Genomic DNA, 25,345 nt, shown 5'->3' on the forward strand with positions numbered 1-25,345 from the left:
TCGAGCTCGATCGGCAGGGCGCCGGCATCTTCCATCGTGTTGTAGAAGATCGGAGCGATCTTGCCGCCTAGACACACGCCGCCGAAGCGCTTGTTCGGCACGTAGGGGATGTCTTCGCCCGTGAACCAGAGTACCGAGTTCGTGGCCGATTTGCGCGAGGAGCCCGTGCCGACGACGTCGCCCACGTAGGCGACCAGGTGGCCCTTTTCCTTCAGCGACTCGATGAACTTGACCGGGCCGCGCTTGCCGTCTTCTTCGGGCGTGATGCCGGGCCGGGCGTTCTTCAGCATGGCCAGCGCATGCAGCGGGATGTCCGGGCGCGTGGTGGCATCGGGGGCGGGGGACAAGTCATCCGTATTCGTTTCGCCCGTGACCTTGAAGACGGTGATGGTCAGGCTGTGCGGCACTTCGGGGCGGCTCGTGAACCATTCGGCGTCGGCCCAGCTTTGCATGACGGCGCGCGCGTTGGCATTGCCCTTGTCGGCCAGTTCCTTGACGTCATGGAACTGATCGAACATCAAGAGGGTTTTCTTCAGTGCGTCGGCGGCTGCGGTGCCGACTTCGGCGTCCGACAGCAATTCGATCAGCGGCTGAATGTTGTAGCCGCCGAGCATCGTGCCGAGCAGTTCGGTGGCGCGCTGGCGCGAGATCAGCGGGGAGGCGGTTTCGCCTTTGGCGACTGCGGCCAGGAAGCCTGCCTTCACGCGGGCGGCTTCGTCCACGCCGGCGGGTACGCGGTGGGTGATCAGATCGAGCAGCGTTTGCTCTTCGCCGGCGGGCGGATTCGCCAGCAGTTCCACGAGCTCGGCCGTTTGCTGAGCCGTGAGCGGCAGGGGGGGAATACCGAGCGCGGCGCGCGCGGCCACGTGAGCACGAAAGTTTTCAAGCATGGGGGACCTGCTGGTATGACGTTTCAGTGGGAGGTTCGTCCGGCGTTCCGGACCATGCCGGACGCTGCTGCGAGCGGGATTTTAACCGCGATCCGGTGAAGCGTCAAATGTCTTATATCTTATATAAGAGTTGGTCGGGGGCGTGCCCAGGCCTAGGGAGGAGACGCGCCGCCTGCGCCCTCGATCCCTCGACAATTGAAGACAGGCAGTGAGCCGGGCGACGACCCGGTTTACTTCCCGCACTTCCGTTGGTCCTAATTTTTCCACCGCGACAGCTACGACCGCGGTACGCAATCAAAATAACCCGATGCAACTGCGGCCGTGCGGCATTCGGCGCCGATCGCCATCAACCTACCGCTCATATCCAAGTCCGTATCGAGACATGCGCAACGATAAAACAATGTGTTTGACCGAGGAAGAACGAAAGTTCATATCGGCCGTGCAAGACAGCATCCGCAAGGTCGATCCGACGCTGGCCGACGACCCAGCCTTCCCCGACAAGCTCACCGAAGCATTCGCCGAAGCTAAAGCTGCAGGGCTAACACGCGACAAGCTACTCGCGGACTTCATCTATCTGGAAATACAGGCGCCCGATTTCCATTGCCACCCGTCGATTCGACGATGGCTTCGAAAGACCGGTGCTGTCCCGGACGAGCGTTTTGCGGATTTGATCGAGGTGCTTCGCAACAAGTCACTGCGGCTACAGGAGAACAAATAATGGCATCGACGCGTCGCTCTCGTCTCGAACAGGCGGGCCTTGCCCTTTTGGGATTGCTCACTGCGGTGGGAGGCGCCGTGCGCGGGCTTGCCGACAAAGCACGGTCCGACCGAGACGGCTTTGAGTCCGACAAGGCGAAGTCGAACTCGGCAGCACGCGTAGTGCCGCTGCCGTATGAGTCGCACGCGCAGTGTCCACCGCGAAGGGGCTGGGCGATTACGAGGCGATGGCACATGTCAAAAATTTCTCGCGACTATCAAGCGCGCGTGACCGGTTTTGCCCCGTTCACGGAATGGAAATTCATGGACAAAGAATTCGATGGGTTTCAGGCAACGGAATGCCGCCTCCAGGAGGCAAAGGCTAGGTACGATCAGTTCTTTAGTTCAAAAACAGGTCTTCCGAAACGCTTTTTCATGGCCTCGGGTGTGCCGCGCATGCTTAGGCAGGCGCGCACTCAGAGCGATATTACAAAAGGCAACCCGCCTACGCGGTTGACGTGGTATTTCATGCAACCTGTCTCTCATAAGTATTTCTCAAAAATATTCGCTTGGCAAAAGCTTGCCATTGAATCCTTACTTTATCCATGAAATGAACATCATTGTAACGTTTAAACTTCAACAGCCGATCCTCCCCTCACGCGAGGAACACCTAGGTACCATCTGGAAAATCGCCCAACTATTCGAACCGTTCGGCCTCCCGGTTGCGATTTGGCACCCAGCCGCCCCCACGCGGAAGAAGTCCCTTGCACATCTTGCATTCGACAGTAGCGGTCCAACGCCCGTAGCGCTCGAGCTCCTTCGGGTGCAGGACGAGAAGGACGGAGTGATTGACTATCGGATAGCGGCTGTATGGAGCGGAAGCGAGAAAGGAAAGGGCGGCGTGCTCTCTGTTTCATTTTCGTCTAATCCTGATCTACCGATCTGCTTGTTCGATCTGCAATTCGACGAGGTCGACGCGCTTGACCGCGCGAGAAACATGCAGCAACTCATGCGTGGTCTGCTAGACATATGCTCTAGCGCCTCCTACATCGAAGTCGGCCCGCTACGGTACTACACCACGTATCAGGTGTTCCCCAAGCGGCCGGGGGCTGGCTGGATGCTCTACCTTCCGCAAGCGATCCCGCGTGAGCAACTCCCCGAGGCGGCGGAACTGGTGCCAGTCATGGAAGGCGATGAACAGATGGGAACGATCATCGTAAGCGTCGCGGACAACGTTTTCTCCGTCGACAATCCGGATCACGTCAGCATCGCAAATGCGATCGAAATCCGATTGGCGGATCAAGATCTTTTACCTCGGTAGCCGCGCCGCCGAGATCGGAGCTCGGTCGCCGGGACTGCCTGGGGCTTTTCTCCCGTCAGCTCTGTCCTGCGCGTGAACAGGTGGGGGATGCGTTCATTGCTGGTTGCGCGCAATTGATGAATGTCCCGCAACGCCTTGTTCAGCCGCGCTTGCGACGCGACACGCTGCATTTCTAGTTGCGCCACTTCTTTCCGGATCTCTTGCTGCCTGTTGTTGACGAGTTGAGTCTGCTCCGCATGACGTTCGAGATCGTTGCGCAACTGCTCCGCTTGTGCTTCGGACGCCGCAACCATGGCCTCGACGTGCTCGTTCTGCGCCTCCAGTTGCGCGTGTCTGAGCTCGACATCGGCGAGCCGGATCGCTTGTTCATCGAAATGCCGAAACGCGGCCATCGGCGCGGTTGGAGCGCCCGCGAAGAGGCCGAGCGGATCGAGCAGACGCGGCCGAATCGGCTGCTCAAGCGGGTGTACGGCCAGAAGGAAGCGGGCACCATCTCGAAGGGTGGCACGGGATAATTATTGAAGCTACAATAATGCACATCAAAATCGAGTTCGATCCTGCCAAGGATGCCAGCAACAGCCGGAAGCACGGCGTTTCGCTGGCTATGGCAGCCGAGTTAAATTGGAGCGCGGCTCAAGTTGAGGCGGACGATCGCTTCGGCTATGAAGAGGACCGGTTCATCGGCTATGCGCCGCTGGGCGATCGGGTGTATTGCGTGGCGTTCACGCATCGAGGCGATGCCATCCGGGTCATCAGCTTGCGCAAGGCCAACCGTAGAGAGGTTCAACGCTATGAGCAGCAAACGTAAATTCGTCTATCCGACGGACGAGGAAGATGAGGCGATTGGGCGTGGTATCGCGGCTGATCCGGACACGCGGGAGTTGAGCGACGAGGAGTTCAAGCGGCTGCGTCCGTTCGGAGAGGTCATGGCCAAGCGCCGTGCGGGTCGTCCGCCGTTGGCGAGCCCGAAAGAGCAGGTCAGCATTCGCTATGACGCGGATATCTTGGAGGCGTTTCGTGCCACGGGCGATGGCTGGCAAACGCGCATCAACGCCGCACTGAGGGTGTACCTGTCGGAACATCCCTTGCCCAAGGCATCGTGATAGAAACAGGTGCGGGCCATGCGCCCCGATACTCGAACGAATGAACTTTGCAATTGACACTTCACCCCAGCAGATGCTTCTGAAAATCAGGACTGCACGGGCTGAGCCGTCAGGCACACGCCGAGCGCCGTGCAAACGCGGCTGACTTCCGATTGGTTCGCTCACGGCCTAGCGATTTCGGAAATGCGTATATCATCGATAAGCTCGGGTTGACTAGGCTAGGCAGGCATCGGTGCGATAGGGGAATTCTGCGTTTCATCATTTCTATGTAGCGAAATCCGCTATCACCGACGATTAGACGATGATAAATCGCCGAAAATCGCTCCGGGTCAAACGGCAAAATAGGGCTACTAACAACGAATCGATCCGGAGGTCGCCGTGGTGTCCGCCAACTTGCTCATTACGTTCATCGCGGCGCTTATCGTCGTCTATGCGATTCCCGGTCCCGACATGGCGTTGATTCTGCAAACCAGCATTGCCCGGGGCACCCGTAAAGGGCTGACTGCGGCTGTCGGCCTTGGCGTGTCGCGTGCGACGCACGTGACGCTTTCGGCATGCGGCGTGGCCGCTTTGCTCAAAACCGCGCCGTGGTTGTACGAGATCGTTCGCTATGGCGGGGCCGCCTATCTCGCCTATATCGCGATTCAGATTTTCCGTTCGCCGATGTTCGCCGTGAAGCCGGAAAGCGGAACAGCGCCGCCGGCGGGCGAGGGCAGCGCGCTGCGGCAAACCTTCTTGAAAGGCTTGCTGACCAATCTGCTCAACCCAAAAGCGCTGTTGTTCTGTTCGGTGTTGTTGCCGCAGTTCGTCCGCCCAAGCGCGGGCCCCGTGTTCTTTCAGGTCGCGGAACTCGGTGTTGTCCTGGTGATGGTCGGGGCAATATTCGACGCCCTATACGCGGTCGGAGCAGCCCGGATATCGACCGTGCTGCGCAAGTATCCGCTGGCTCAGACGTTGCAACGCTGGACGTTCTCCGCGGCCTTGATCGGCTTTGCGCTGCGTCTTTCGCTCGACTGAAGGCCGAGGCCGGCGCGCTTCGGTAGACGCTGCCCGGGCCCCACCTATCGAACGCCCGCCCGGTCAGCCGGTGCGTCCCAGGTAATCGAACTTGCCGAGTTCGACGCCGTTATGGCGCAAGATCGCGTAGGCGGTCGTCACGTGGAAGTAGAAGTTCGGCAAGGCGAAATGCAGTAGGTAGACCTGTCCGACAAACTCATGCTTGCCGCTCGGCACCGTGAGCGTCACCGTCCGCGATTCGCTGCCTTCCAATTTCCCCGCATCGAAGCCTTGCAGGTAGGCGATCGTTTTGTCGATGCGCGTGTACAGCTCGTCGAACGTCGCTTCGGCATCCTCATATTTCGGCGGTTCGACGCCGGCCAGCCGCGACACGCAGAACTTGGCTGCATCCGATGCGATCTGCACCTGGCGGGTCAGCGGGTGCATGTCCGGATAAAGGCGGCTCGACAGCAGAATCGACGGCTCGAAGTGCTTCGTCAGAGCATGATCGTGCGCCTTTTGCAGTACGGCGCGCAGGTTCGTGAGGCCGCGGATGAAGACGGGTACTGAAGCATCGTAAATGGACAGGGACATTTCGCGTTGTTCCTTTTGTACTAAGCGTTTTCCGGCGGGCGGGCCGCGAACGGCCAGGCTCGGCAGCATGCCGCGGCTTGCGCGGCCCTGCGCGCGCCATGATATGCCGATGTGATCATGTCTGCTGACTGTGCAGGCACGGGCGCGGGTTCAGGCTCAGGCCGCGCCGCAGGGCGCAACCGGGCGCCTTGGCCGGTTAGCCAATCTCCATGTACAGGCTGCGTGCCAGGGCGGCGATGCACTACACTCTGAGCAGTCGTCCGACGAATGCGTTTTCGTCCCGCTGGCCGATTTTGCCGCATGGCCGGCGCGCGCTTGCAAGGCGCAAGGAACTGCACGGTTAGGGCCGGTGTCGGAGCTTTCCTCGTACCACTGCATGAGGAGCGTCATAGATGACCAAAGCGAGACAGCAGCTGGCGGGCAGCGAACGTGCAGCCGTCAAGGATACAAAGTGCATCGGGCCGGTTGGCCCGAACGAGACATTGCGCGTCGTCGTCACCCTGCGCCGGCGTGAGGCGCGGGAATTGGAGGCATTCGCGCAGCGCACCGCGCGCGGCGAGCAGGCCGAGCCGCTTTCGCGCGAAGCCTTTGCGCAGCGCTTCGGCGTCGCCCCGGAAGATTTCGCCAAGCTTGAGGCCTTTGCGCGCGAATACCAGCTCAGCATCGATCGCTGCGACATGAGCGGCGCCAAAGTCGTCCTCTCCGGCACGGCAGCGCATTTCCAAGCGGCCTTCGGCGTCGAGCTTTCCCACTACGAGCACCCCACGCTCGGCCGGTTTCGCGGGCGTACCGGTTCGATCACGATTCCGGCCGATCTGGCCGATGTAGTGACAGCCGTTCTCGGCCTGGACGATCGCCCGCAAGCACGGCCGCATTTCCGGCTGCGCCCGCCGCATGGGCCGATCATGGCGCGCGCCGCGGCGCAGGCGTTTACGCCGGTGCAGCTCGCTCAGCTATACGAATTCCCCGATGGCGACGGCGCCGGTCAATGTATCGGTTTGATCGAACTCGGCGGCGGCTACGAAGCGTCCGATCTGTCGGCTTACTTTCGTAGCCTCGGCGTGCCGGCGCCGCAAGTCGTCTCCGTTCCGGTGGATGGCGCCAACAATAGCCCGACCGGCGACCCGAGCAGTGCCGACGGCGAAGTGACGCTCGATATCGAGATCGCCGGCGCCATTGCGCCAAAGGCGAAGATTGCCGTCTATTTCGCGCCGAACAGCGATGCCGGCTTTATCGATGCCATCACGCAAGCGCTGCACGATTCGACGAATAAGCCATCGGTCCTGTCGATCAGTTGGGGCGGGCCGGAGAGCGCCTGGACGGATCAGGCCGTCGCGAGTTTCAACGATGCCCTGCAATCGGCCGTTGCGCTCGGCGTGACGATCTGCGCGGCGGCAGGCGACAGCGGCTCGAATGACGGTGCCTCGGACGGCGCCGATCATGTCGATTTCCCGGCGTCGAGCCCCTATGTGCTGGCCTGCGGCGGGACACGCGTGACCGCGAAGGCCGGTGGCGGGGCGATTACGAGCGAAGTGGTCTGGAACGACGGCGATAACGGCGGGGCGACGGGCGGCGGTGTCAGCGCCCGGTTCGCATTGCCCGCCTGGCAGGAAGGGCTGAAGGCGGCGCGTCTGGGCGCGGGAGCTGTCCCGCTCGCGCGCCGCGGTGTGCCGGACGTCGCTGCAGATGCCTCCCCGGCTTCCGGGTACGAAGTGTTGATCGACGGGCAGTCGGTACCGGTTGGCGGGACGAGCGCCGTCGCGCCGCTCTTCGCCGGCCTCGTCGCGCGTGTGAATGCGTTATCGGGTAAGCCGGCCGGGTTCGTGAATCAAAAGCTCTATGCCGCGTCGAATGCATTCAATGACATCACGTCGGGCAACAACGGCACCTACGCGGCCGCGAAGGGGTGGGACGCTTGCACCGGCCTGGGTAGCCCGAAAGGCCGCGGCATCGCGGCCGCGTTAGGCGCGCCGGCCGGCGCGGCATCCGCATCGGATACGCCGGGCGCCCTGAACCTGAACGCCGGCGGGGCGTCGCAGTAGTGCAGGTCTATCGGTAAGGGGGATGCCTGGCCGCTAAGCCCATCCAGGTCATCCTGGCTATCCAGGCCAGGCGGGCCAGCCGGGCTAGGCGGGCCAATCGGATCGCCTGCGCAACGCGGGTGACCGAGGCAGTGGGATTTCGAACGGGAAGCGTTATCGCCGGCGCGCTTCGGGCGGGGCCGCGCCGGCGGCTTAGAGGGCAGTTCGTCAACAGTCGCGCACGCGCTCAGACCGTGCCGGCCATAACTGATGGAGCGATCACGATGAATTCTGATACCGGCAGCCCGCAATCGTCTCATAATGCTCATGCGCCGTCGCCGGGCAGGGCCTCTATGCCGCACGTTTTCCTTAGCCGACAGAGCGATCAGCCGTTTCACGACGACGTCGCCTACGGGAACGGGCCCGACGATTTCGTGACCGACACGAGCGAGAGCGCAGCGATCACCCACCACACGATCGCGATCGGCGGCAGAAAGATCGACTATACGGCGACGGCCGGGCACCTCGTCACCGTGGACGAATCGAGCTCGAAACCGAGTGCGAAGATGTTCTACGTCGCTTTCACCGAGGACAACCAAAAAGAGGAAACGCGGCCGGTCACGTTCTTCTACAACGGCGGCCCGGGGTCGTCCTCGGTCTTCGTGTTGCTCGGCTCGTTCGCGCCGAAGCGCATCAAGACGTCCATGCCCAGCTTTACGCCGCCGGCGCCGTATTCGCTGGAGGACAATCCCGACAGCTTGCTCGATAAAAGCGATCTCGTTTTTATCAACCCGGTGGGAACGGGCTATTCCGCGGCGATTGCACCGAACAAGAATCGCGATTTCTGGGGCGTGGATCAGGACGCGCGCTCGATCAAACAGTTCATCAAGCGCTTCTTGACGAAGAACGACCGTTGGAATTCGCCGAAGTATCTGTTCGGCGAATCGTACGGCACGGCGCGCAGTTGTGTGCTTGCCTACATGCTGCATGAAGACGGTATCGATCTGAACGGTGTGACGCTGCAATCGTCGATTCTCGACTACACGCAGGCGGGCAACCCTATCGGCGCACTGCCGACGGCAGCGGCCGATGCCTGGTACCACAAGCGGCTCGGCGTGGCACCCACGCCCACCGATCTCGGGGCATTCGTCGAAGAGGTCGCGCAGTTCGCGCGCACCGATTACCTGGCCGCATTGCGTAAATTCCCGCAAACGGACGATGCCGTCGTCGAAAAGCTGTCGCAGTACACCGGTATCGACAAGACGACATTGCTTGCATGGAGTCTCGATATCGCGGGCTACGACAGCCGCGGCAATTCGCTATTTCTGACGACGCTGCTCAAGTCGAAAGGCGTGGCGCTAGGGTCGTACGACGGGCGCGTCACGGCGATCGATACCGGCATCGCCGGTCAGATCGATCCGAACTCGGGCGGCAACGATCCGACCATGACCGCCGTGACGGGCGTCTATACCACGATGTGGAACGAGTACCTGAACGAGCAATTGAAATATACGTCGACCTCCTCGTTTACCGATTTGAACGATCAGGCTTTCCGCAATTGGGATTTCGGGCATATCGATCCGACGGGCGCGCAAAAGGGCAAGGACGCGCAGGGGAACATTATTTTGTATACGGCGGGCGATCTCGCCGCGGTCATGGCGCTGAATATCGATCTGAAGGTGTTGTCGGCCAATGGCTTTTACGATTTCGTGACGCCGTTCTATCAAACGGTCCTCGATCTGCAGCAGATGCCGTTGATCGAGCAGACCGTCCGCAATAACTTGTCGGCGCGCTTTTACCCGTCGGGGCACATGGTGTACCTCGACGGCGGCTCGCGCACGGCGCTCAAAGCCGATCTGTCGAAGATGTACGACACGATCGGCGGCGATGAACCGGCGATGGCGCGCGTCCGCATGTTGCAGCAGCGGCATCGAGCCTAGCCTGCGGGAGGGTGTGGTCGATCATCGAGGCGGCGGTGCTTGACGGGGCCGCCGCTGTTTTTATGCATGCGTCTGCTTCCGGGCGGCGTTGCCGATGGCCGACGCCGCGGTTCCCGGAGCAGCTAATTTAAACGTTGCGCAAAGTGGGCACACATGTTGCTTAAGCTGTGCCCGCCATCACTAAGGGTCATGGCAGAATTGGCGCGCGACGCGCGCCGTCGATCGGCTCGCGGTATCGCTTGTTGCGGTATGGCGACGGGGTTCGCGAGCCTTGGGACAACCGTAAGGAGGATTGAGTCCGTGGCGACGTACAAGGAATTGCTAGCAAGAAAACAAGAGCTGGACGCCGAAATCGCAGCGGCGCGCCAAGCAGAAGCGGACGCCGCGCTGGCCACCGTGAGAGAGACCATCGCGGCATTCGGGTTCAGTGTGGACGACGTGTTCGGTACACGGCGCAAGGCGCGCAGTGTATCGAGCGGGGCGCCCCGGTTCCGTCATCCGGATACCGGCGAAACATGGGGCGGGCGCGGCCCTCGGCCGCGGTGGCTCAAGGGCAAAGACCCCGAGCAATTCCGGGTGAGAGAGTAGCCCGTTCGGGGCTGACCAAGCGCGCGGCGGACGGTAAAATTGCACCTCGTTTCTCGTAAGTTTTTCCGGTCGATGTTGGGCCGTCGATAAAAAAACCAGACATCGAGCCGCGCCGTCATGTCTCACTCCCTGTTGCTTGTCGAGGACGACGCTCGTCTGTCGTCGCTCGTCGCTGGCTTTCTACGCAAGCACGGTTACGACGTCCGTACCGTCTTGCATGGAAACGAGGTGGTGCCGGCGATCGTCGCGTACCGCCCGGACCTCGTTATCCTCGACATCAATCTGCCCGGCAAGGATGGTTTCGCAGTGCAGGTCTGACACGCATGGCCGGGGCTGAAACGGCGGTTCGCCGTTACGCCGTGAGCAACCGTCTTCATCTTCATCTAGCCAGGCCGCGTTTCGCATGTCGTACCGCATTACGCTGGCGGCTGGGCATCGGCGAAGATCGGCATGCCGCGCACGGCTTCGATGGTATGGCGGTACGTCGTGTCGAACTGCGAGCCGAGCGTTCCAAGGTTGTCCGTCTCGCCCTTCGACGCAGCGTCTTCGATATCGGCGCATAGATCGCCGAGCGGCAGCGCACCGATCGAGCGCGACGACGATTTGAGCTTGTGTGCGATCGCGCCCGCATCACGCGCACGGCCCTGCGCCAAGTGCGCCAGCAATTGCCGGGCGAGTTCGGCCGAGCACTCCACATATTCCACCAGCAGCGCTTGAACGGTCTCCATGTCGTCGCCGACAATTTCCTTCAGCACGCTGATGTCGACGGTGGCTCGGGGCTGAGTGGCCACGTCATTTATCATTGGCTGGAAACCCGCCGTTGGCGGTCCCATTGGCTCGCGCATTCCCGGCTCGGCGGCGCTCGCTGGCGATGTTTGATCGCCCGGACCTGACGAGGCCAACGTGGAGGCGGGAACGGCACTGGCATCGACGCCGGCATCGGCCGTGACGGGCGGCGTGCCGCCCCGAGCGACGCCCCGCCGCGGCGTGGTCCATTGTGCGAGCGCTTGTGCGAGCAGATCCAGCTTGAGCGGCTTGGTCAGATAATCGTCGATGCCGAGTGCCTTGGCGCGGTTTGCTTCACCCGTGATCGCGTTGGCGGTCAGGGCGACGATCGGTACGCGGGCGTCGGCGTCGCCGGCTTCCTCCGCGCGAATCGCCTGAGCGAGTTCGTAGCCGTCGCGCCTGGGCATATGCAAGTCGGTCAGTACCAGGGTGTACGATTTTGCACGCCACATTTCGAGCGCTTGCTCGCCGTCGACAGCCATGTCCGCCGCATAGCCGAGCAGGGCGAGTTGCCGCGAAATGACGCGCCGGTTGACTTCGTCGTCTTCCGCCACGAGCAGCGCGACGCCGTCATTCGCCGGTTCTCCGGTGCCGAGGCCGTCGTTGCCGTGCGGGGCAGTCAGCGCATCGCCGTCCGCGCGGCCCGCGGCTAGCGCGACGGCATCGATCAGGACACGCCGGCGCAACGCCTGCGCCCCGATCGACACGGTATGGCCGGTACGCGTCATCAACACGAGGCTGCGCGACGTCGAGATCAGCACGTCCCCTAAGAGACGGGGCGCTTCGCGCGATACGTGGGGCGCGACCGTATCGGCCGGGCAGCGTGCATCATGCACGAGCACGCGCGGGCTGTCGGCGCGGGCAAGGGCTTGCTGCGCGTCATAGCCGTCCGCGGCGATTTCGACTATCGCGCCCGCGTGGCGCAGGTAGTCGGCCGTGTCGTCGCAGCGCCAGTCGGGCGAAGCGACGACGATGCACGCGAGGCCCGAGAGATCGACCCACTTGCGCGGATCGGCCCCGTCGACGGTTTGCAGCGGAAGCTCGACCGTAAACGTCGATCCCCGGCCCGGCTCGCTTTGCACGGCCATGCGCCCGCCCATCAGCGAGACGAGGCGGCGGCAAATCGCGAGGCCGAGGCCCGTGCCGCCGAACCGCCGCGTCGTCGATGCTTCGGCCTGGCTGAACGGCTGAAAGAGCTTCGCTAGGGTGTCCGCTGTCATGCCGATGCCGTTATCGGCGATATCGAATCTGACCTCCGGCACGGCACCGTCGACGAACGTTGCACGCAGCGAGACATGGCCCTGAACACCGCTGCGTCCCGCGGAAAACTTGATCGCGTTGCCGACGAGGTTGTAAAGGATCTCGCGCAGGCGAGTATCGTCGAACATCGCGCTTGGCGGCAGCAGCGGCGACACATAGGTGCGCAGTGCCACGCCCCGCGCATCGGCGACGGTCGCGAGCGACGAGGCCATGCTGTCGACGACGTCTTCGATCGAGGTCGGCACGCAATCGATCTGCAGCTTGCCGGCTTCGATCTTCGAGAAATCGAGGATGTCGTCGATGATCTTCAGCAAGGCCGACGCGCAATCGCGAATCGTGCAGACCATCTCCTTCTGATCGGCGGACAGCGTCGAGCGCGTCAACACCTCGCTCATGCCGATGACGCCGTTCATCGGCGTGCGAATTTCGTGGCTCATCGTTGCCAGGAATGCGCTTTTCGCGCGCGATGCGGCTTCGGCATCGGAGCGGGCCTGCTCGAGCAGCGCGCCTTTGGCGATCTCGCGATCGTGCGCGGCGCCCAAATTGACAAGCAGTGTCCTGGTCCGCCGCTCGGTGGCCACGATCAAGATCGAAAGCAGTATGGCAGCCGTCAACAGCAATATGCACCGGGTGCGCCATGCGACGAGATATTCACGCGCGGAATAGCCGACCGCAACGGCCAGTGGGAAGTCGCTGAGCGTGCGGTAGCTGATGATCGTATCGCGCCCATCGATAAACGAGGCCGTACGCAGATTGCCGGAGCGCTCGTGCGCCAAGGCGCGCCGGAACGGATCGTTCATGGGCAGTCTGGCGCCGACCGCTTGGTTTCGCCCCGAGCGCAGCGCGCGAATAATATAGTCGTTCGTGCCGACGACGGCTACGACGCCATCTCTTCCGATACGCAGGCCGTTATAGAGCTCGGTGAAATAGCTCGGGTCCACCGATACGACGACGACGCCGAGAAACCGCCCATCCAGCGAACTGATCCGCTGCGAAAGTTGCAGCTCGGCCTTACCGCTTGCGCGGCCGATGACGGGGCGTCCAACCATCAGCTCGGTGCTGGGATTGTGAATATGAATCCGAAAGTGCTCGCGGTCGGACAGATTGATCGCCCTGAAGCCGGGGACGGTCGACGCGCGCAGGTACCCCTGAGAATCGATCACGGCGACTTGCACGAACACGTCGAGCTTGAGCAGGCCCGAACTCACGTAGTAGGCGAGCGGAATGGACACGCCGTCGTTTTGCACCTGCCAGGAGACGAGCGCCGCCACCTGTTCGGCTTCGCGCATGACGCGGACGGTATGGGCGGACAGTGCATCGGCCAGCGCGGCCGCGCCCACGCGCGCGCTGCGCATTTCGGCATTGGCGTCCCAGATCGTCAACGCGCTGAAGGCGAACCACAGCGATGCGATCAGCAGCAGCGTCTGCAGTTTGACGTGGGGGAATCGTCGGCGCAGCACATTCGGCGACGGATCGATGGCCGGCTTGGGCGATGGGTGAGTGGGGGCGAGCGGGGCATCCATGTTCGACGTGCGTTGACGTGGAGGCTAAAACAGCCGGAAGCGGCGTTCAGCGTCGGAATACCCTGTACTACGGCGCCGGCCGCAAAAACTTCATACGGATTGTTACGGGCGGCCGCATTTTTTCTTTGATGGCGATCAAGAAACAATTCGCAGTCTTTGCACGGATATTGCAGAGGCGGAGAGCGCCTGCTGGCACGGCCTCAATGGGGCCCCAATATCGTACCCTCGCACGAGAGAGGCATAAGGACTCGATTATGTCGCGCGGGAATCGCTTTTTACGCGCGACATAATCGTTCAATAAGTGTGGCCCAATTGGAAGTAAAGATTGCGGCGCCCGCCCGGCGCGTGACACAGGTCCGCGTGGTTATCGCACGGGTGGGGCCGTAGGGGATGAAGCGGTGCTACGCGAGTCCAGTGTGCAGCGAGGGGGGCGTGTTCGGATCGCCAGGCATGTCGGGCACGACTTCCAGCCGGTAGCCGTGTCCATACACCGGCGCGAGCCGGACACCGTTGTCGGGCTTGAGTTGCAGCTTCGAGCGCACGCGCGACATATGCGTATCGAGCGTGCGCGAGATCGCGCTTTGCGGCTGGCCCCAAAGCGTGCCGCCGATGTGTTCGCGCGACAAGACACGTCCGGCATGTTGGAACAGCAGCAGCACGAGATCGAATTCGCGCCCGGTCAATTCGATAGGCGTATCGCGCAAAAAGCAGGTGCGGCTGACGGGATCGATGCGGTAGCAACCGACTTCGATCAGACTTTGCGGGCCGGCGCCCGAATCGGGGTAAGCCCGGCGGCTCAGCGCGTCGATTCGCGCAAGCAATTCGCCATTGCGAATCGGCTTGATCATGTAATCGTCCGCGCCTGCCGCCAGCGCGGTGACGACATCGGCTTCGAGCGAACGGCTCGTCATGAAGAGGATCGGTACGCGCTCGCTGAGATTGGCGCGTGCCCAGATCGTGACTTGATGGCCCGTCACACCGGGCAGGCACCAGTCGAGCAGGATCAAGTCGAAGCGATCGCGCTTCAGGCGGCGGATCAGTTGGCTGCCGTCGCGAAAGAGATCGCATTCGTGGCCGGCCGAACGCAATATCTCGCCGATGTGTTCGGCAAGAACGTCATCGTCTTCCAAATAGGCGATCTTCATGTGTTTCAGGTCTCGCTCGCGTGCATCGGATATGCTTCGGCGTTTCGCGGCAGCACATCGGACCGGAATTCATAGGCCTCGAATTGTACCGCCGCCGCCTCAAAAAGGAACGGTGGCGAGTGTAGCAAAAAGTGGGTAATTGACGTTTGTTTGCAATTTGACTGCCATGCATGAACGGCCCTGCATCGATCGTTGGGCCGCTTTCGGCACCCGTCCGCCCACCGTGCTTGAAAGGCGTATTCGAAAGCGCAACACACTTCGATGTTTGACGGTGCACGATCGTCTGAAATTCGTTAAGCTCGCGGCTTCGGCACGTCCGAACCGGTTCCCGCCAGCGGACGCCGGCCGGGGGCGCCGGCTCGATGGCACACGGCGTCCGGTTGATGCCGCCGTCGCAGCCGCTTCGATCAATAACAATTGCGCATCTACAGACACACGACAATGCTTACCCGACATGCCGTTACCAGGGCTTCGAGCGAGGGATCGCCGGGTAACCGAGAAGCAAGGTTCCGGAAATGGGGGCGCGGTGGTGCGTCGCGGGCGCTCGTCGCGACGATGGCATGGCTGAGTATTTCGCCGGCCGGCGCGCAGACGATCGATGCGCGCGCAACGGCCGCCTATGTGACGGCGGCCGGCGATACGCTATATGAAGTGGCGCAACGCTACCTGACCGATGCAGGCGGCTGGCGCGCATTGGCCCGGCTCAATCATCTCAGCGCGCCGCGACGCTTGCCTGCCGGTATGACCTTGCGCTTGCCGCTCGCCATGCTGCGTCGCGATGCCACCTCCGCGAGCATTGTCGCGTTGAGCGGGCTCGTGACGGCGCGTTGGCACGGCGGCCCGAGCGGCCAGGGCACGGCGCCGGCCGTGCCGTTGCTGCCTGGCCGTACCTTGGGCGAGAGCGATACGATTACAACGGGGAGCGACGGCTTTGCGACGCTCGAGCTCGACGACGGCTCGTACGTCAGCCTTGTGCCGAACAGCCGCGTCGTATTGTCGAGCCTGCGCAAGATGGCGCTGACCGGCATCGAGGATCACGTCATCGAATTGCAGAAGGGCGAGGTCAGCAACGAAGTGACGCACGCCAGGCAGCCCGGGGATCGCTTCGAGGTGCGTACGCCCTCGATTGTGGCCGGCGTGCGAGGAACGCGTTTTCGTGTCAACGAGATGTCGTCCATGACGACCGTTGAAGTGCTTGACGGCACGGTGGCGGTCGGCACTTCGGCCAACACCAACGCCAACGCCAACGCCAACGCCAACGCCAACGCCAACGCCAACGCCAACGCCACGGCGGCCGATGCGGCGCGGCCGAGCGTGCCGTCGCAATTCGTGGGCGCCGCCCAAGGCAGTGCGACGCCGAACGGCGGCGCCGTGGGCGTGCCCCAGCCGCTCTTGCCGGCGCCGACACTGCTCGATCCGTCGAAGCTGCAGGACGGCAAGACCGTGACATTCAGCGTGGCGCCGGCTGCCGATGCACAAGGCTATCGGATTCAAATCGCGCGCGACGCCGATCTCCTCGATCTGATCCGCGATGCGCGTGTGACCGTTCCCCGCGCCAGCTTCGCCGATGTACCCGACGGGACGTACTTCGTGCGCGTTTCGTCGATCGACGCCAGCGGCCTCGAGGGCCTGCCGCGCGTCTATGCGTTCGAACGCCGCGCTAACGAACTGAGCGCATCGGGGTCTGCGCACATCAGCGGCGGCTCGCACGAGTATCGTTTCGCGTGGCGTACGTCGCGTGTCGATCCCGGGGCGCGTTCCCGCCTCGTGCTGTCGCGCTATCCCGACTTGCACGATCCGGTCGTGGACGCGGTGGACCTGACCGACAACGCGTTCGTCGTATCCGATTTGCCGCCGGGCGATTACTACTGGCGCGTCGTTTCCGAGCAATACGATCGCGGTCGATTCTATGAAACCGTCGGCCCGGTGCGTACGTTCACGCTCGCGAAATGAACGGGATGGGAATGGCCCCTGACGAATCGCTCGCCCCGCCGCATCGGGCACGCTCGATGTGGCGTCCGTCCCTGAGCGTGTGGCAGCGGTTCATGTGGGAGTGGTTGGCGATCGGCTGCTTCGGCGTCGCCGCCGTTTTCATCTGTGTGTACGGTGGAATCGCCACGAACTTCAACCGGCTCGTCTACGACCGGATGCTGACGTTGCGCTCCCAACCGCTTGCGCCCGGGATCGCGGTGGTGCGCATCGACGACGACAGCGTGGCCGAACTTGGCCGCTGGCCTTGGCCGCGGACGTTGCAAGCGCGCCTGATCGACGCCGTCGCCAAAAGCGGCGCGTCGGCGATCGTCTACGACGTCTTGTTGACCGAGCCTTCGCCGGGGGACGACGACCTGGTGCAGGCGCTGCACGCGGCGCCGACTTACTTGCCGCTGCTCGCCGATTCCACCGGGGGCGAGGAGGCGGTGCCGCCCGTGCCGGAGTTGGCCGCCGCCGCTGCGGGAATGGGCCATATCAACGTCGTGCCCGATTCGGACGGTATCGTCCGCGGCGTCGCATTGCACGAAGGGGCGGGCGGTGTCGAGTGGCCTTACTTGGTCGTGCCTTTGCTGGATGACATCCGCGACGGAAAAATACCGCTCGAGGGCGGCCGCTATCAGGCTGATTTCCCAAGCTCGACGCCGGCGTCCGACGCGTCGACGGACGGCTCTATCGACGATGGCTCGTCGCGCGTGCTCATTCCGTTCTCGGGCAGCGTACCGCGCGACGCCCAAGTGTCCGCTCATGATCTGCTGGACGGCCGGATGCCCGACGGCGCGCTGCAAGGCAAGGTCGTATTCGTCGGACTGACTGCCTCGGGTTTGCTCACGCATTTGGCGACGCCGATCACGGGCAAGTGGGGGCCGACCGCCGATACCTTACTGCACGCCAACGCGCTGAGCGCACTACTGATGGGGCGAGAGATCCGGCCGGTGAGCCCGCGGTGGTTGTTTGCAGCGTCGCTGGTGCCGCTCATTGCGTTGCTTGCCGGCTTGCTGTTTTTGTCGCCCTGGCGCACGTTGCTGCTCACGCTTGGGCTTGCCGTCGTCTCCCTCGTCGTGAGCACGGTCTTGCTCGAAGGGGCTTGCGTGTGGCTTTCGCCCGTGCCGGCGCTGATCGCCTTGCTGGCCGTCTATCCCCTTTGGAGCTGGCGCCGGCTCGAAATGACGATGTGGCGCCTGCGGCGCGAACTGCAGCGCCTGGCGGACGACGCCGACATTCTGCCGAACATGCCGGCGCAGCCGCGCACCGTGCGCGGCGATGCACTCGAACGCCACATTGCGCTCGTGGAGCATGCGGCCGATCGCATGCAAGACATGAAGCGCTTCGTGTGGGATTGCCTGAACAGCCTGCCCGAACCGATTCTGGTGGCGGATCGGCACGGCATGATTTGCGTCGCGAACAAGGCGGCGCATGAATGTTTCGCACCGATCAGCAGTTCGGCGCTGGAGGGGCGCCTGCTGACCGAGACGCTGGGCGAAATGACCTTCATCAAGACGATGGTTCACGAGACCGTCTCCGATGCGGAAATCATCGCGCATTGGCCCAAGGTGCTCGATCCGGCCGATCTCGAACGCGTACGCGTCGTCAAGCGGGGCATCGAGGTGCGCGATCGCACCGAACGCGATTTCCTGTTGCGCTATGCGCGGTGTCGCAATGCGCGGGGCGAGGCGACGGATTATTGGGTCGTGGGCCTCGTCGAGGTGACGGCGCTGCACTCGGCCGAACAGGCGCGGGAAGATGCGTTGAGGCTGCTTTCCCACGACATGCGTTCGCCCCATGCATCGGTGCTCGCGCTGGTCGAGGAGGAGATGGCGGTCACGCGTTCCGAGCGCTCGCGCAAGCTGCTCCAGCACATCGAGCGCTATACGCGGCGGGCGCTGACGCTGGCCGACGATTTCGTTCAGCTGACGCGTGCGGAATCGCAGGCTTACGTCTTCGAACCCGTCAATCTTTCCGACGTCGTGCTCGATGCCAGCGATGAGATCTGGCCGCAGGCGCGCGCCAAAGGCATCGTCGTCGAGACGCATTTCGACGGCGACGCGCATTGGATTAACGCGGACCGGTCCTTGATGACGCGGGCGGTGACGAACCTGCTCAACAACGCGGTGAAGTATAGCCCGGGCGAAACGGTCGTCCACGTCGCGGTAGCGAACGCGGGGGCTGATCGGGTGCAGTGCCGTATCGCCGATCAAGGCTACGGGATGACCGAAGATGCCCGTGCACACCTGTTCGAACGCTTTCGGCGCTTTCGATCGCCGGGACAGCCGCAGACGCAGGGCGCCGGCCTCGGGATGGCGCTTGTGAAGACGGTGGTGACCCGGCATCAGGGAGACGTATTCGTCGCGAGCGAACCGGGCCGCGGGACGACCGTGACGGTGTCCCTGCCGCGTTGGGACGGCGATTCATGAACGCGCGTTCAACCGCACCCGGGGGCGCAGCTGCGGCCGAAGACATGGCTACGCCGGCTTGTCGGCCTCCGATCCACGATGACATGACGACCGCTTGAAATGAAGACGATCTTGCTGCTCGCCGCTTGTACGGCTGCGTTGATGGGGTGCGCGGGGAATGAAACGGCGGTGCGCGCAACCGCCTTGCGCGATTTCGGCACGGGCCAGCGCACCTTTGCGTTAGCGAACGATTCCGCGAGGACATCGGATATCGAGGCAAACGACTTTGCGTCGGCGATCGAGCGGCGTCTTGCCGAGCTCGGCTTCGCCGCCGCGCCCATCGACGCCGCGCGCTACCGTCTTGCTGTTTCGCACGAGACGCGTCCGGCCTCCGTCGGCGTGCGCTATTCGCGTTGTGCCGGCGGCGCGCCGTGCGGTGCGGCGATTCTCCCGCCCGGCTTCGAGTGGCCCGGCCAGAAAGCGTATATTCATTCGCTGACCTTGCGGTTCTTCGATCGTGCCGATGGAAGCGAAGTCTATAAGGTCAGCGCGACGAAACGCGATGGCGCCCCCGATGCCCGCCGCGATATCGACGATCTGGTCGCGAGCGCGTTGGCGCGATTGCCGTTCGCACAGACGGAGACGGGCGCGGGCGATCCGGGGCGGAAGACCGATTGGAAAGTCACATTGAGCAAGCCGGGGGCCGATGCGGGTGCCGGTGCGCGCGTCACGCGAATTGTTCCGCTTGCGCAATGAAGAGGCAGCACGGCTAGTCTGCAAATTGTAGGGGTTCGATCGAGCGATAACCGCCCGGCTGGCCGCCTTGGGGGGGCAGCCGCACGACTCGTCCTGGCTGCTATTCTTCCGTAGAATGCGTGATGCGGGGTGCGCTGCACCCGCCTCCAGTCGTTGTCACACTGGCTGGCGGGAACGTGCCAACCCGATCGCGACGGACGGGACGCTTTAGCTCGAGACCAGGGCGGGCGCAGTTGGCTCTGGTCAGCCGACAGGAGACGAACAATGAATACGACATCGACGACGATCGTGGCAGCCGGCGATCCCCCCCGAACCGTGCGCCGCATCACCCGCTTGTACGCGAGTTTTTTGCGCGCGGCCTTTGCGCTGGTGCCGGCTTACCTCATCGCGTATCTCTACTTCTTCCAAGATTCCCATCTGCTGTACGAAAGTCATCCATTCCATGAAGTGGCGATCGCGGCGGCCACGCTCGAGGGATTGTTCGTCAGTTACGTCACGTGGCAATGCTATCGCCTGTCGGGCGAGCCGATCTTGCGCTGGATGACGCTCGGGTTCGTCGGGTTCGTGTTGATCTATATGCTGCACGGCGCGTTCACGCCCCTCGCGCATCACGACATGTGGCTGTTCCTGCTGTACGGGCCGGCCTCGCGGCTGGCCATGTCGATCCTGCTGTTCATCGGCCTGCTGTCCTACGGCGCGAAGGCCGATTCCACCGAGCGGCGCACCGATCGATTGTTGTGGGGCCTGTGGTTCGCCGCGTTCGCCGTGATCGATCTGCTCGTCGCCGTGCTCGCGAATTCGCCGATCGCCGGGACGCTGGGCGTACGGCTTTCGCTCGAAGGCGGCGCCATGGTGATTTCGCTGTTGAACGTCGCCTGCCTGATCGCGCGCCGTATCCGCTCGCCTTTGATGCAGATCTTCGGTATTTCCGTGATGGCGTTCGCGCTGTCCTCGCTCGCGTTTCTGCTCGGCAAGCCCTGGAACCATATGTGGTGGCTGGCCCATGCGATTTTCGCGGGCGGCTTTTTCCTGCTTAGCTACGGCATCGTCCAGGCGTTTCATACGACGCGTTCGTTTTCGACGATCTACAGCCAGGAAGAGTTGCTGGCCCGGCTGCGCGAAGAAATGGCGCGCACGGAAAGTGCCCTGCAAGAGCTGCAGCGCAGCAATCAGAAGCTCGAATCGCTGGCGGCGGTCGATCCGCTGACGGGCGCGACGAATCGGCGGGTTTTCATGGAACGCCTGGAGACGGAAGCGGGCGCGGCGAGGCGGGGCGGGGCACCGTTCTCGCTGCTGGCTGTCGATGTCGACAATCTGCGGCGCCTCAACGAGCGGTTCGGCGAACAGGTGGGCGACAGCATCTTGCGCACGGTCGCGATGACCTGCACCGAAGCAATGCGGCCCTATTATGGGATTGCGCGCGTGGACGGAGGCCAGTTCATGGCTGTGCTGCCGAACGCTGCGCTCGATGCGGCGCTGATGGTGGGCGAGCGTATCCGCGTGGCGATCCAAGCGCTTCAGTTCGAGGGCGGGCATGAGCGCTTCGCGGTCACGGCGAGTATCGGCATTGCGCAATTCGGGCCCGACGGCACGACGGCCGACGCGGTCATGCGCTCTGCCGGCGAACGCTTGAAACGCGCGAAGACGCACGGGCGCAATTGTGTCATTGCCGTGTGAGGTAAGCGGCGGGCATCGTCGGCTCATGTGTGCCCGGTGGGCCGCGCCGCCTGCCGCTTAAGCCGCGGTTAAGCCGGTCTGTGCGATGCTCGTGGGCATCCATCATCTCGGAACGGACGAATCATGCGCTTGTTGTTGGTCGAAGACGACCGAATGATCGCGGAGCCCGTGCTCGACACAATGCGCCGGGACGGCTATGCGATCGATTGGGCTCAAGACGGCCGCGCCGCGGAGCTTTCCCTCGGCAACGGTGTGTACGATCTGGTGCTGCTCGATTTGGGGCTGCCGAAGAAAGACGGTATCGCGGTACTGCAAGCCTATCGCGACACGGGCGGTGTGGCACCCGTGATCATTCTGACGGCGCGGGACGCGGTGGACGAGCGCGTGCGCGGGCTCGATACCGGGGCCGACGATTATCTCGTCAAGCCGTTTGAGCTCGATGAGCTGGCGGCGCGCGTGCGTGCGCTGTTACGCAGACGAACGGGGCAAAAGCAACCGGTCTATACGCACGGAGAACTCACACTCGATCCCGCGGCCCATGAAGTGACGAAGAACGGCGTACCCGTTGCGCTCGTGCCGCGCGAATTTGCGCTGCTGCGCGCGCTGATCGAATCGCCGACACAGGTGCATACGAAGGCCCAGATCGAAGAAAAGCTGTACGGCTGGGGCGAAGAGATCGGCAGCAACGCCGTCGAGGTGCATGTCCACAGCTTGCGGCGCAAGCTGGGCGCCGAGCAGATCGTGACGGTGCGCGGCGTTGGATATCGCTTGAGGCGCGCTGAATGACGTCGATTCGGCGTTGGCTGCTCGGATGGCTGATCTTCGGTTTTGCTGCCGCTTCGGGCGTGGCGGGGTATGCCATCTTCCGAGCGGCCCATGAAGAGGCGAGCGAACTGTTCGACTACGAATTGCACGCCGTTGCGGTTTCCCTCCCGCCGGGCATGGCGGCGACCGGCGCATTGGCGCAAGGTCCCGCGATGCAGGACCTCTCCGACGACCGCATTGCGATCGAAGTATGGAACGCGCAGGGGCGGCTTATCTATCGATCGCGACACGCGCCGGACCTCGTGCGTCTGGACGAAGGCTTCCGCACGATCGAGCGTGACGACAAGCAGTGGCGCGTGTTCGGGTTGCGTCAACCGGATCGCTTCGTGCAAGTCGCGCAGCCCGTGTCGGTGCGCGAGTCGTTGGCGCTGAGGCTCGCGTTGCGCACCCTGTGGCCGCTTGGCGTGCTGTTGCCGCTGACGGTCGCCCTCGTGCTGTTTGTCGTGACCCGAGGCCTGGCGCCGATCCGGTCTTTATCGAGTATGTTGTCCACCCGCTCGCTCGATGCGCTGGAGCCGGTGCGCTTCCCCGGCCGCGTTCCCGTCGAGGTTCTTCCGTTAATCGACGCGCTGAACGATCTGCTTGCGCGGCTCAATGCGGCGTCGAGTGCGCAACGTACGTTCGTTGCCGATGCGGCTCATGAATTGCGCTCGCCGTTGACCGCACTCAAGCTGCAACTGCAAGCCGCGCGGCGAGACGGCACGCTTAAAGGGGAAGGCCCGACGCTGACACGGATCGAAGAACGGCTGAATCGAATCATTCGGCTTGTCCAGCAGTTGCTTGCGCTTGCACGCGAGGATGCGGCAGACGCGGGGGCCGCGTTGACGCGCGTCTCCTTGCGCCGTGTTGGCGAACAATCCATCAGCGATTTCTCGCTGCTGGCCGAGGAGAAGTCGATCGATCTTGGGCTGGAAATCGCCCCGCCTGCGCAGGAGGACGATGCGTTCGAGGTGCTTGGGGAGCCGCACGCTTTGTCAGTTCTGCTTAATAATTTACTCGACAACGCCATCAAGCATACGCCGAACGCGGGTCGAGTCGATCTCGTGCTGCGCCGCGATGGGGAGCGTGTTTCATTGGACGTCAGGGATACGGGCCCCGGGATCCCGGAGGATGAAATCCCGCGGGTAAGCGATCGGTTTTACCGCGGCACCGAAACGCAAGGCGAAGGCAGCGGGCTCGGGTTGGCGATTGCCTCGCGTGTGGCGAGCCGCCATCGGGCGCAGCTTTCGCTGCGCAACAATGTCGACGGGCAGGGGCTTACTGTAACGGTGTCCCCCTTCAAGCCCGCGCCCGTCAGCTAGTGTGCGTTAGTTCATAGGTTACGCGTGTGCCGTCATCATCCCGACGGATTGGACTCAATAGCCGCCGCTGCTACCGCCACTGCTACTGCTCCCGTTGGAACTACCGCCCGATGAATGCATATCGCTACCGGGTGACGAGCATCCCGATGCCGACAGCGAGGACAGTGCGAGCGCCAGCATGACGAACAGCGCCGAAAGCGCCTTGTGCGATCTCATCTCGGTTCCTCCTTTGATTGCGGCGCACCTGCGCCGCGCCATTTCGATTAAGCGGCCGTTGCGTGGTGCGGCCGGCCCCACCCTCGACATATAACGCGGCGACGCGGCGGATTATTCCACCGGCAACGCATTCATCTGAACGATAGGCGCAGCCGCATGCTGACGGCGCTTCGCTTAAACATAGGACGCATTCGCCGAATGCAACAGGGCCGGCTCGCATCGCTGCGGCCGGCCCTCGTTTCATGTTCCTACTTCCTCGGTTTAATACCGGTGATCGTCGTCCGATGGCCGGCGACGATCTTCGTCGTGAAAGCGGTGCGGATCACGGGCGTGCGGGTGACGATGCATCCATTCGTCATGCTCCCAGTATCGGCGGCCGTCCCAGTAGCGGTCTCCGTGCCAGCCGATCGAGACGTTCACGTCGACGGGGATCAAGTGCGCCTGTGCGTAACCGGGCGCGTCCCGATCGGGCGCATAGTGCGCGAATGCACTGCTGGCGCCGAGCAGCGCGCCGCCCGCGGTAAGGGCGATAAAGATCGAACGAATTTTGTTGTTTGAGCGCTTCATCACGGTTCTCCCTGAGTTGCGATGTTTGCAGCGACGGCATATGCAAGACTGAACTGCGATGCCAGCCGTTTGCGTAGAACCCACCTTAGCAGCGCGAATTTTTAATAGACGTGACCACTTGTAAGCAAAACTTCGACGTCTGATTTTTGTATTTCGGTCTTTAAGGTAAGAGGACCCCTGAAAACCTCGCCGAGGCGACGCCAACGAGTTTTTCAACACGATCGGCCGCGCAAGCCGACAGCGGCGTCATTTGCTTGAGCCCAGCACAACTGTCGATGCTGCTCGAAGGCATTGACTGGCGGCAGCCCCTCACGGTCCTTACTGTACCGAGCGGCAGCTCCGCCCTTCGTTATTGTTGTCGATTCGCGAATGACCAATTCGCTCATTGCCCCATATTTGCTGCACTGCAGTTGCGCCTATCTTTGCGGTGTCGACAGTCCCGTACGGGAAGGCGGTCAGTCCATCGCAAGCGCGATCGAGTTTGCTAGCCCGCGCATGGGACGTCGATCCGGTCGCGTTGTCGGGCTAATGAATCGACCCAGTTCGGTCGAACGAGCCCGGTGGCACGCCGCGCCGCCAACAGATGGTGTTCGTTGCTCGCGGGATGCGCCTACCGGCTCTATCCACTGCGCGCAGCGGTAGCCCTATGGAGAGAGACAAATGAAATCGAGCGAATGGGACGTGGGCTACGAGTGGAAGGCCGTCGTGCTGCTGGCCTTGGGCTTCGGGCTGGTGGGATTGGACCGGTGGCTAATCGC

General features: G+C 62.9%; 22 protein-coding genes and 2 pseudogenes. 17 read left to right on the top strand and 7 right to left on the bottom strand.

Annotation, left to right across the window (positions count from 1 at the left end; genetic code table 11):
- A pseudogene (locus ACTHL0_RS18665) lies at positions 1–890 on the bottom strand (bifunctional aconitate hydratase 2/2-methylisocitrate dehydratase); the annotation flags it as partial.
- Between the two features lie 382 nt (positions 891–1,272).
- On the opposite strand from ACTHL0_RS18665, the gene ACTHL0_RS18670 reads away from it, so the two are divergent.
- The 3 genes from ACTHL0_RS18670 to ACTHL0_RS18680 are packed head-to-tail and all read left to right on the top strand — an operon-like array spanning position 1,273 to position 2,907.
- Entirely contained in the window at positions 1,273–1,608 is a 336-nt protein-coding gene (locus tag ACTHL0_RS18670) for a hypothetical protein (RefSeq protein WP_440568318.1), read from the top strand.
- Entirely contained in the window at positions 1,608–2,195 is a 588-nt protein-coding gene (locus ACTHL0_RS18675) for a restriction endonuclease fold toxin 5 domain-containing protein (RefSeq protein ID WP_440568319.1), read from the top strand. Before ACTHL0_RS18670 ends, ACTHL0_RS18675 begins: the two co-directional genes overlap by 1 nt.
- Positions 2,173–2,907 carry an Imm52 family immunity protein gene (locus ACTHL0_RS18680; protein WP_440568320.1) on the top strand — a complete coding sequence of 245 codons (735 nt, stop codon included), beginning with the start codon at positions 2,173–2,175 and terminating at the stop codon, positions 2,905–2,907. Before ACTHL0_RS18675 ends, ACTHL0_RS18680 begins: the two co-directional genes overlap by 23 nt.
- Here the strand turns inward: ACTHL0_RS18680 and ACTHL0_RS18685 are convergent.
- Positions 2,886–3,299: a DUF2968 domain-containing protein gene (locus tag ACTHL0_RS18685; protein WP_440568321.1), complete on the bottom strand. Its 414-nt coding sequence runs from the start codon at positions 3,297–3,299 to the stop codon at positions 2,886–2,888. The two genes, ACTHL0_RS18680 and ACTHL0_RS18685, sit on opposite strands and share 22 nt — an antisense overlap.
- Here ACTHL0_RS18685 and ACTHL0_RS18690 point away from each other — a divergent pair.
- The 4 genes from ACTHL0_RS18690 to ACTHL0_RS18705 all read left to right on the top strand — a co-directional run bounded on the left by ACTHL0_RS18690 (position 3,237) and on the right by ACTHL0_RS18705 (position 5,027).
- The gene (locus tag ACTHL0_RS18690; protein ID WP_440568347.1) at positions 3,237–3,422 is read left to right on the top strand and encodes a hypothetical protein; all 186 of its coding nucleotides are present in this window, start codon (positions 3,237–3,239) and stop codon (positions 3,420–3,422) included. The two genes, ACTHL0_RS18685 and ACTHL0_RS18690, sit on opposite strands and share 63 nt — an antisense overlap.
- A 23-nt stretch (positions 3,423–3,445) precedes the next feature.
- Positions 3,446–3,715 (top strand): BrnT family toxin, encoded by a 270-nt coding sequence (locus ACTHL0_RS18695; RefSeq protein WP_440568345.1) that lies wholly within the window; start codon positions 3,446–3,448, stop codon positions 3,713–3,715.
- Positions 3,699–4,010 (top strand): BrnA antitoxin family protein, encoded by a 312-nt coding sequence (locus ACTHL0_RS18700; protein ID WP_440568322.1) that lies wholly within the window; start codon positions 3,699–3,701, stop codon positions 4,008–4,010. Before ACTHL0_RS18695 ends, ACTHL0_RS18700 begins: the two co-directional genes overlap by 17 nt.
- Positions 4,011–4,388: 378 nt before the next feature.
- Positions 4,389–5,027 (top strand): LysE family translocator, encoded by a 639-nt coding sequence (locus ACTHL0_RS18705; protein ID WP_440568323.1) that lies wholly within the window; start codon positions 4,389–4,391, stop codon positions 5,025–5,027.
- 63 nt (positions 5,028–5,090) lie between these two features.
- Here the strand turns inward: ACTHL0_RS18705 and ACTHL0_RS18710 are convergent, their stop codons facing one another.
- Entirely contained in the window at positions 5,091–5,600 is a 510-nt protein-coding gene (locus ACTHL0_RS18710; RefSeq protein ID WP_440568324.1) for a DUF1993 domain-containing protein, read from the bottom strand.
- A 392-nt stretch (positions 5,601–5,992) separates the two neighbouring features.
- Between ACTHL0_RS18710 and ACTHL0_RS18715 the strand changes: the two genes are divergently transcribed.
- The 4 genes and pseudogenes from ACTHL0_RS18715 to ACTHL0_RS18730 form a co-directional block, all read left to right on the top strand.
- Positions 5,993–7,642, top strand: coding sequence for a S53 family peptidase (locus tag ACTHL0_RS18715; RefSeq protein WP_440568325.1), 1,650 nt, complete (start codon positions 5,993–5,995; stop codon positions 7,640–7,642).
- 263 nt (positions 7,643–7,905) lie between these two features.
- Positions 7,906–9,561: a S10 family peptidase gene (locus tag ACTHL0_RS18720; RefSeq protein WP_440568327.1), complete on the top strand. Its 1,656-nt coding sequence runs from the start codon at positions 7,906–7,908 to the stop codon at positions 9,559–9,561.
- A gap of 300 nt (positions 9,562–9,861) precedes the next feature.
- The gene (locus ACTHL0_RS18725; RefSeq protein ID WP_440568329.1) at positions 9,862–10,149 is read left to right on the top strand and encodes an H-NS histone family protein; all 288 of its coding nucleotides are present in this window, start codon (positions 9,862–9,864) and stop codon (positions 10,147–10,149) included.
- Between the two features lie 117 nt (positions 10,150–10,266).
- Positions 10,267–10,458: pseudogene (locus ACTHL0_RS18730) on the top strand (response regulator); the annotation flags it as partial.
- A 107-nt stretch (positions 10,459–10,565) separates the two neighbouring features.
- Here ACTHL0_RS18730 and ACTHL0_RS18735 read toward each other — a convergent pair.
- Together ACTHL0_RS18735 and ACTHL0_RS18740 are read right to left on the bottom strand one after the other, a co-directional pair.
- Positions 10,566–13,718: an ATP-binding protein gene (locus ACTHL0_RS18735; RefSeq protein ID WP_440568330.1), complete on the bottom strand. Its 3,153-nt coding sequence runs from the start codon at positions 13,716–13,718 to the stop codon at positions 10,566–10,568.
- A 401-nt stretch (positions 13,719–14,119) separates the two neighbouring features.
- Positions 14,120–14,863, bottom strand: coding sequence for a response regulator transcription factor (locus ACTHL0_RS18740; RefSeq protein WP_440568331.1), 744 nt, complete (start codon positions 14,861–14,863; stop codon positions 14,120–14,122).
- A gap of 555 nt (positions 14,864–15,418) precedes the next feature.
- Between ACTHL0_RS18740 and ACTHL0_RS18745 the strand changes: the two genes are divergently transcribed.
- The 6 genes from ACTHL0_RS18745 (at position 15,419) to ACTHL0_RS18770 (ending at position 23,804) form a co-directional block, all read left to right on the top strand.
- Positions 15,419–16,816, top strand: a complete 1,398-nt coding sequence (locus ACTHL0_RS18745) for a FecR domain-containing protein (protein WP_440568332.1) — start codon at positions 15,419–15,421, stop codon at positions 16,814–16,816.
- A gap of 11 nt (positions 16,817–16,827) precedes the next feature.
- Complete coding sequence (locus ACTHL0_RS18750; RefSeq protein WP_440568333.1) at positions 16,828–19,266, top strand: CHASE2 domain-containing protein; 2,439 nt, start codon at positions 16,828–16,830, stop codon at positions 19,264–19,266.
- 99 nt (positions 19,267–19,365) lie between these two features.
- Positions 19,366–20,001, top strand: coding sequence for a DUF4136 domain-containing protein (locus tag ACTHL0_RS18755; protein ID WP_440568335.1), 636 nt, complete (start codon positions 19,366–19,368; stop codon positions 19,999–20,001).
- Between the two features lie 264 nt (positions 20,002–20,265).
- On the top strand, positions 20,266–21,678 hold the full coding sequence (locus ACTHL0_RS18760; RefSeq protein ID WP_440568336.1) for a GGDEF domain-containing protein: 1,413 nt from the start codon (positions 20,266–20,268) through the stop codon (positions 21,676–21,678).
- A gap of 123 nt (positions 21,679–21,801) precedes the next feature.
- Positions 21,802–22,464 carry a response regulator gene (locus tag ACTHL0_RS18765; RefSeq protein WP_440568337.1) on the top strand — a complete coding sequence of 221 codons (663 nt, stop codon included), beginning with the start codon at positions 21,802–21,804 and terminating at the stop codon, positions 22,462–22,464.
- Positions 22,461–23,804: an ATP-binding protein gene (locus ACTHL0_RS18770; protein ID WP_440568339.1), complete on the top strand. Its 1,344-nt coding sequence runs from the start codon at positions 22,461–22,463 to the stop codon at positions 23,802–23,804. Before ACTHL0_RS18765 ends, ACTHL0_RS18770 begins: the two co-directional genes overlap by 4 nt.
- Positions 23,805–23,858: 54 nt before the next feature.
- Here the strand turns inward: ACTHL0_RS18770 and ACTHL0_RS18775 are convergent, their stop codons facing one another.
- Positions 23,859–24,020 (bottom strand): hypothetical protein, encoded by a 162-nt coding sequence (locus ACTHL0_RS18775; RefSeq protein ID WP_440568341.1) that lies wholly within the window; start codon positions 24,018–24,020, stop codon positions 23,859–23,861.
- Between the two features lie 261 nt (positions 24,021–24,281).
- Complete coding sequence (locus ACTHL0_RS18780; protein WP_440568343.1) at positions 24,282–24,587, bottom strand: hypothetical protein; 306 nt, start codon at positions 24,585–24,587, stop codon at positions 24,282–24,284.
- Between the last annotated feature and the right edge of the window lie 758 nt (positions 24,588–25,345).

The organism is Trinickia sp., assembly GCF_051961175.1.
GTDB lineage: Bacteria > Pseudomonadota > Gammaproteobacteria > Burkholderiales > Burkholderiaceae > Trinickia.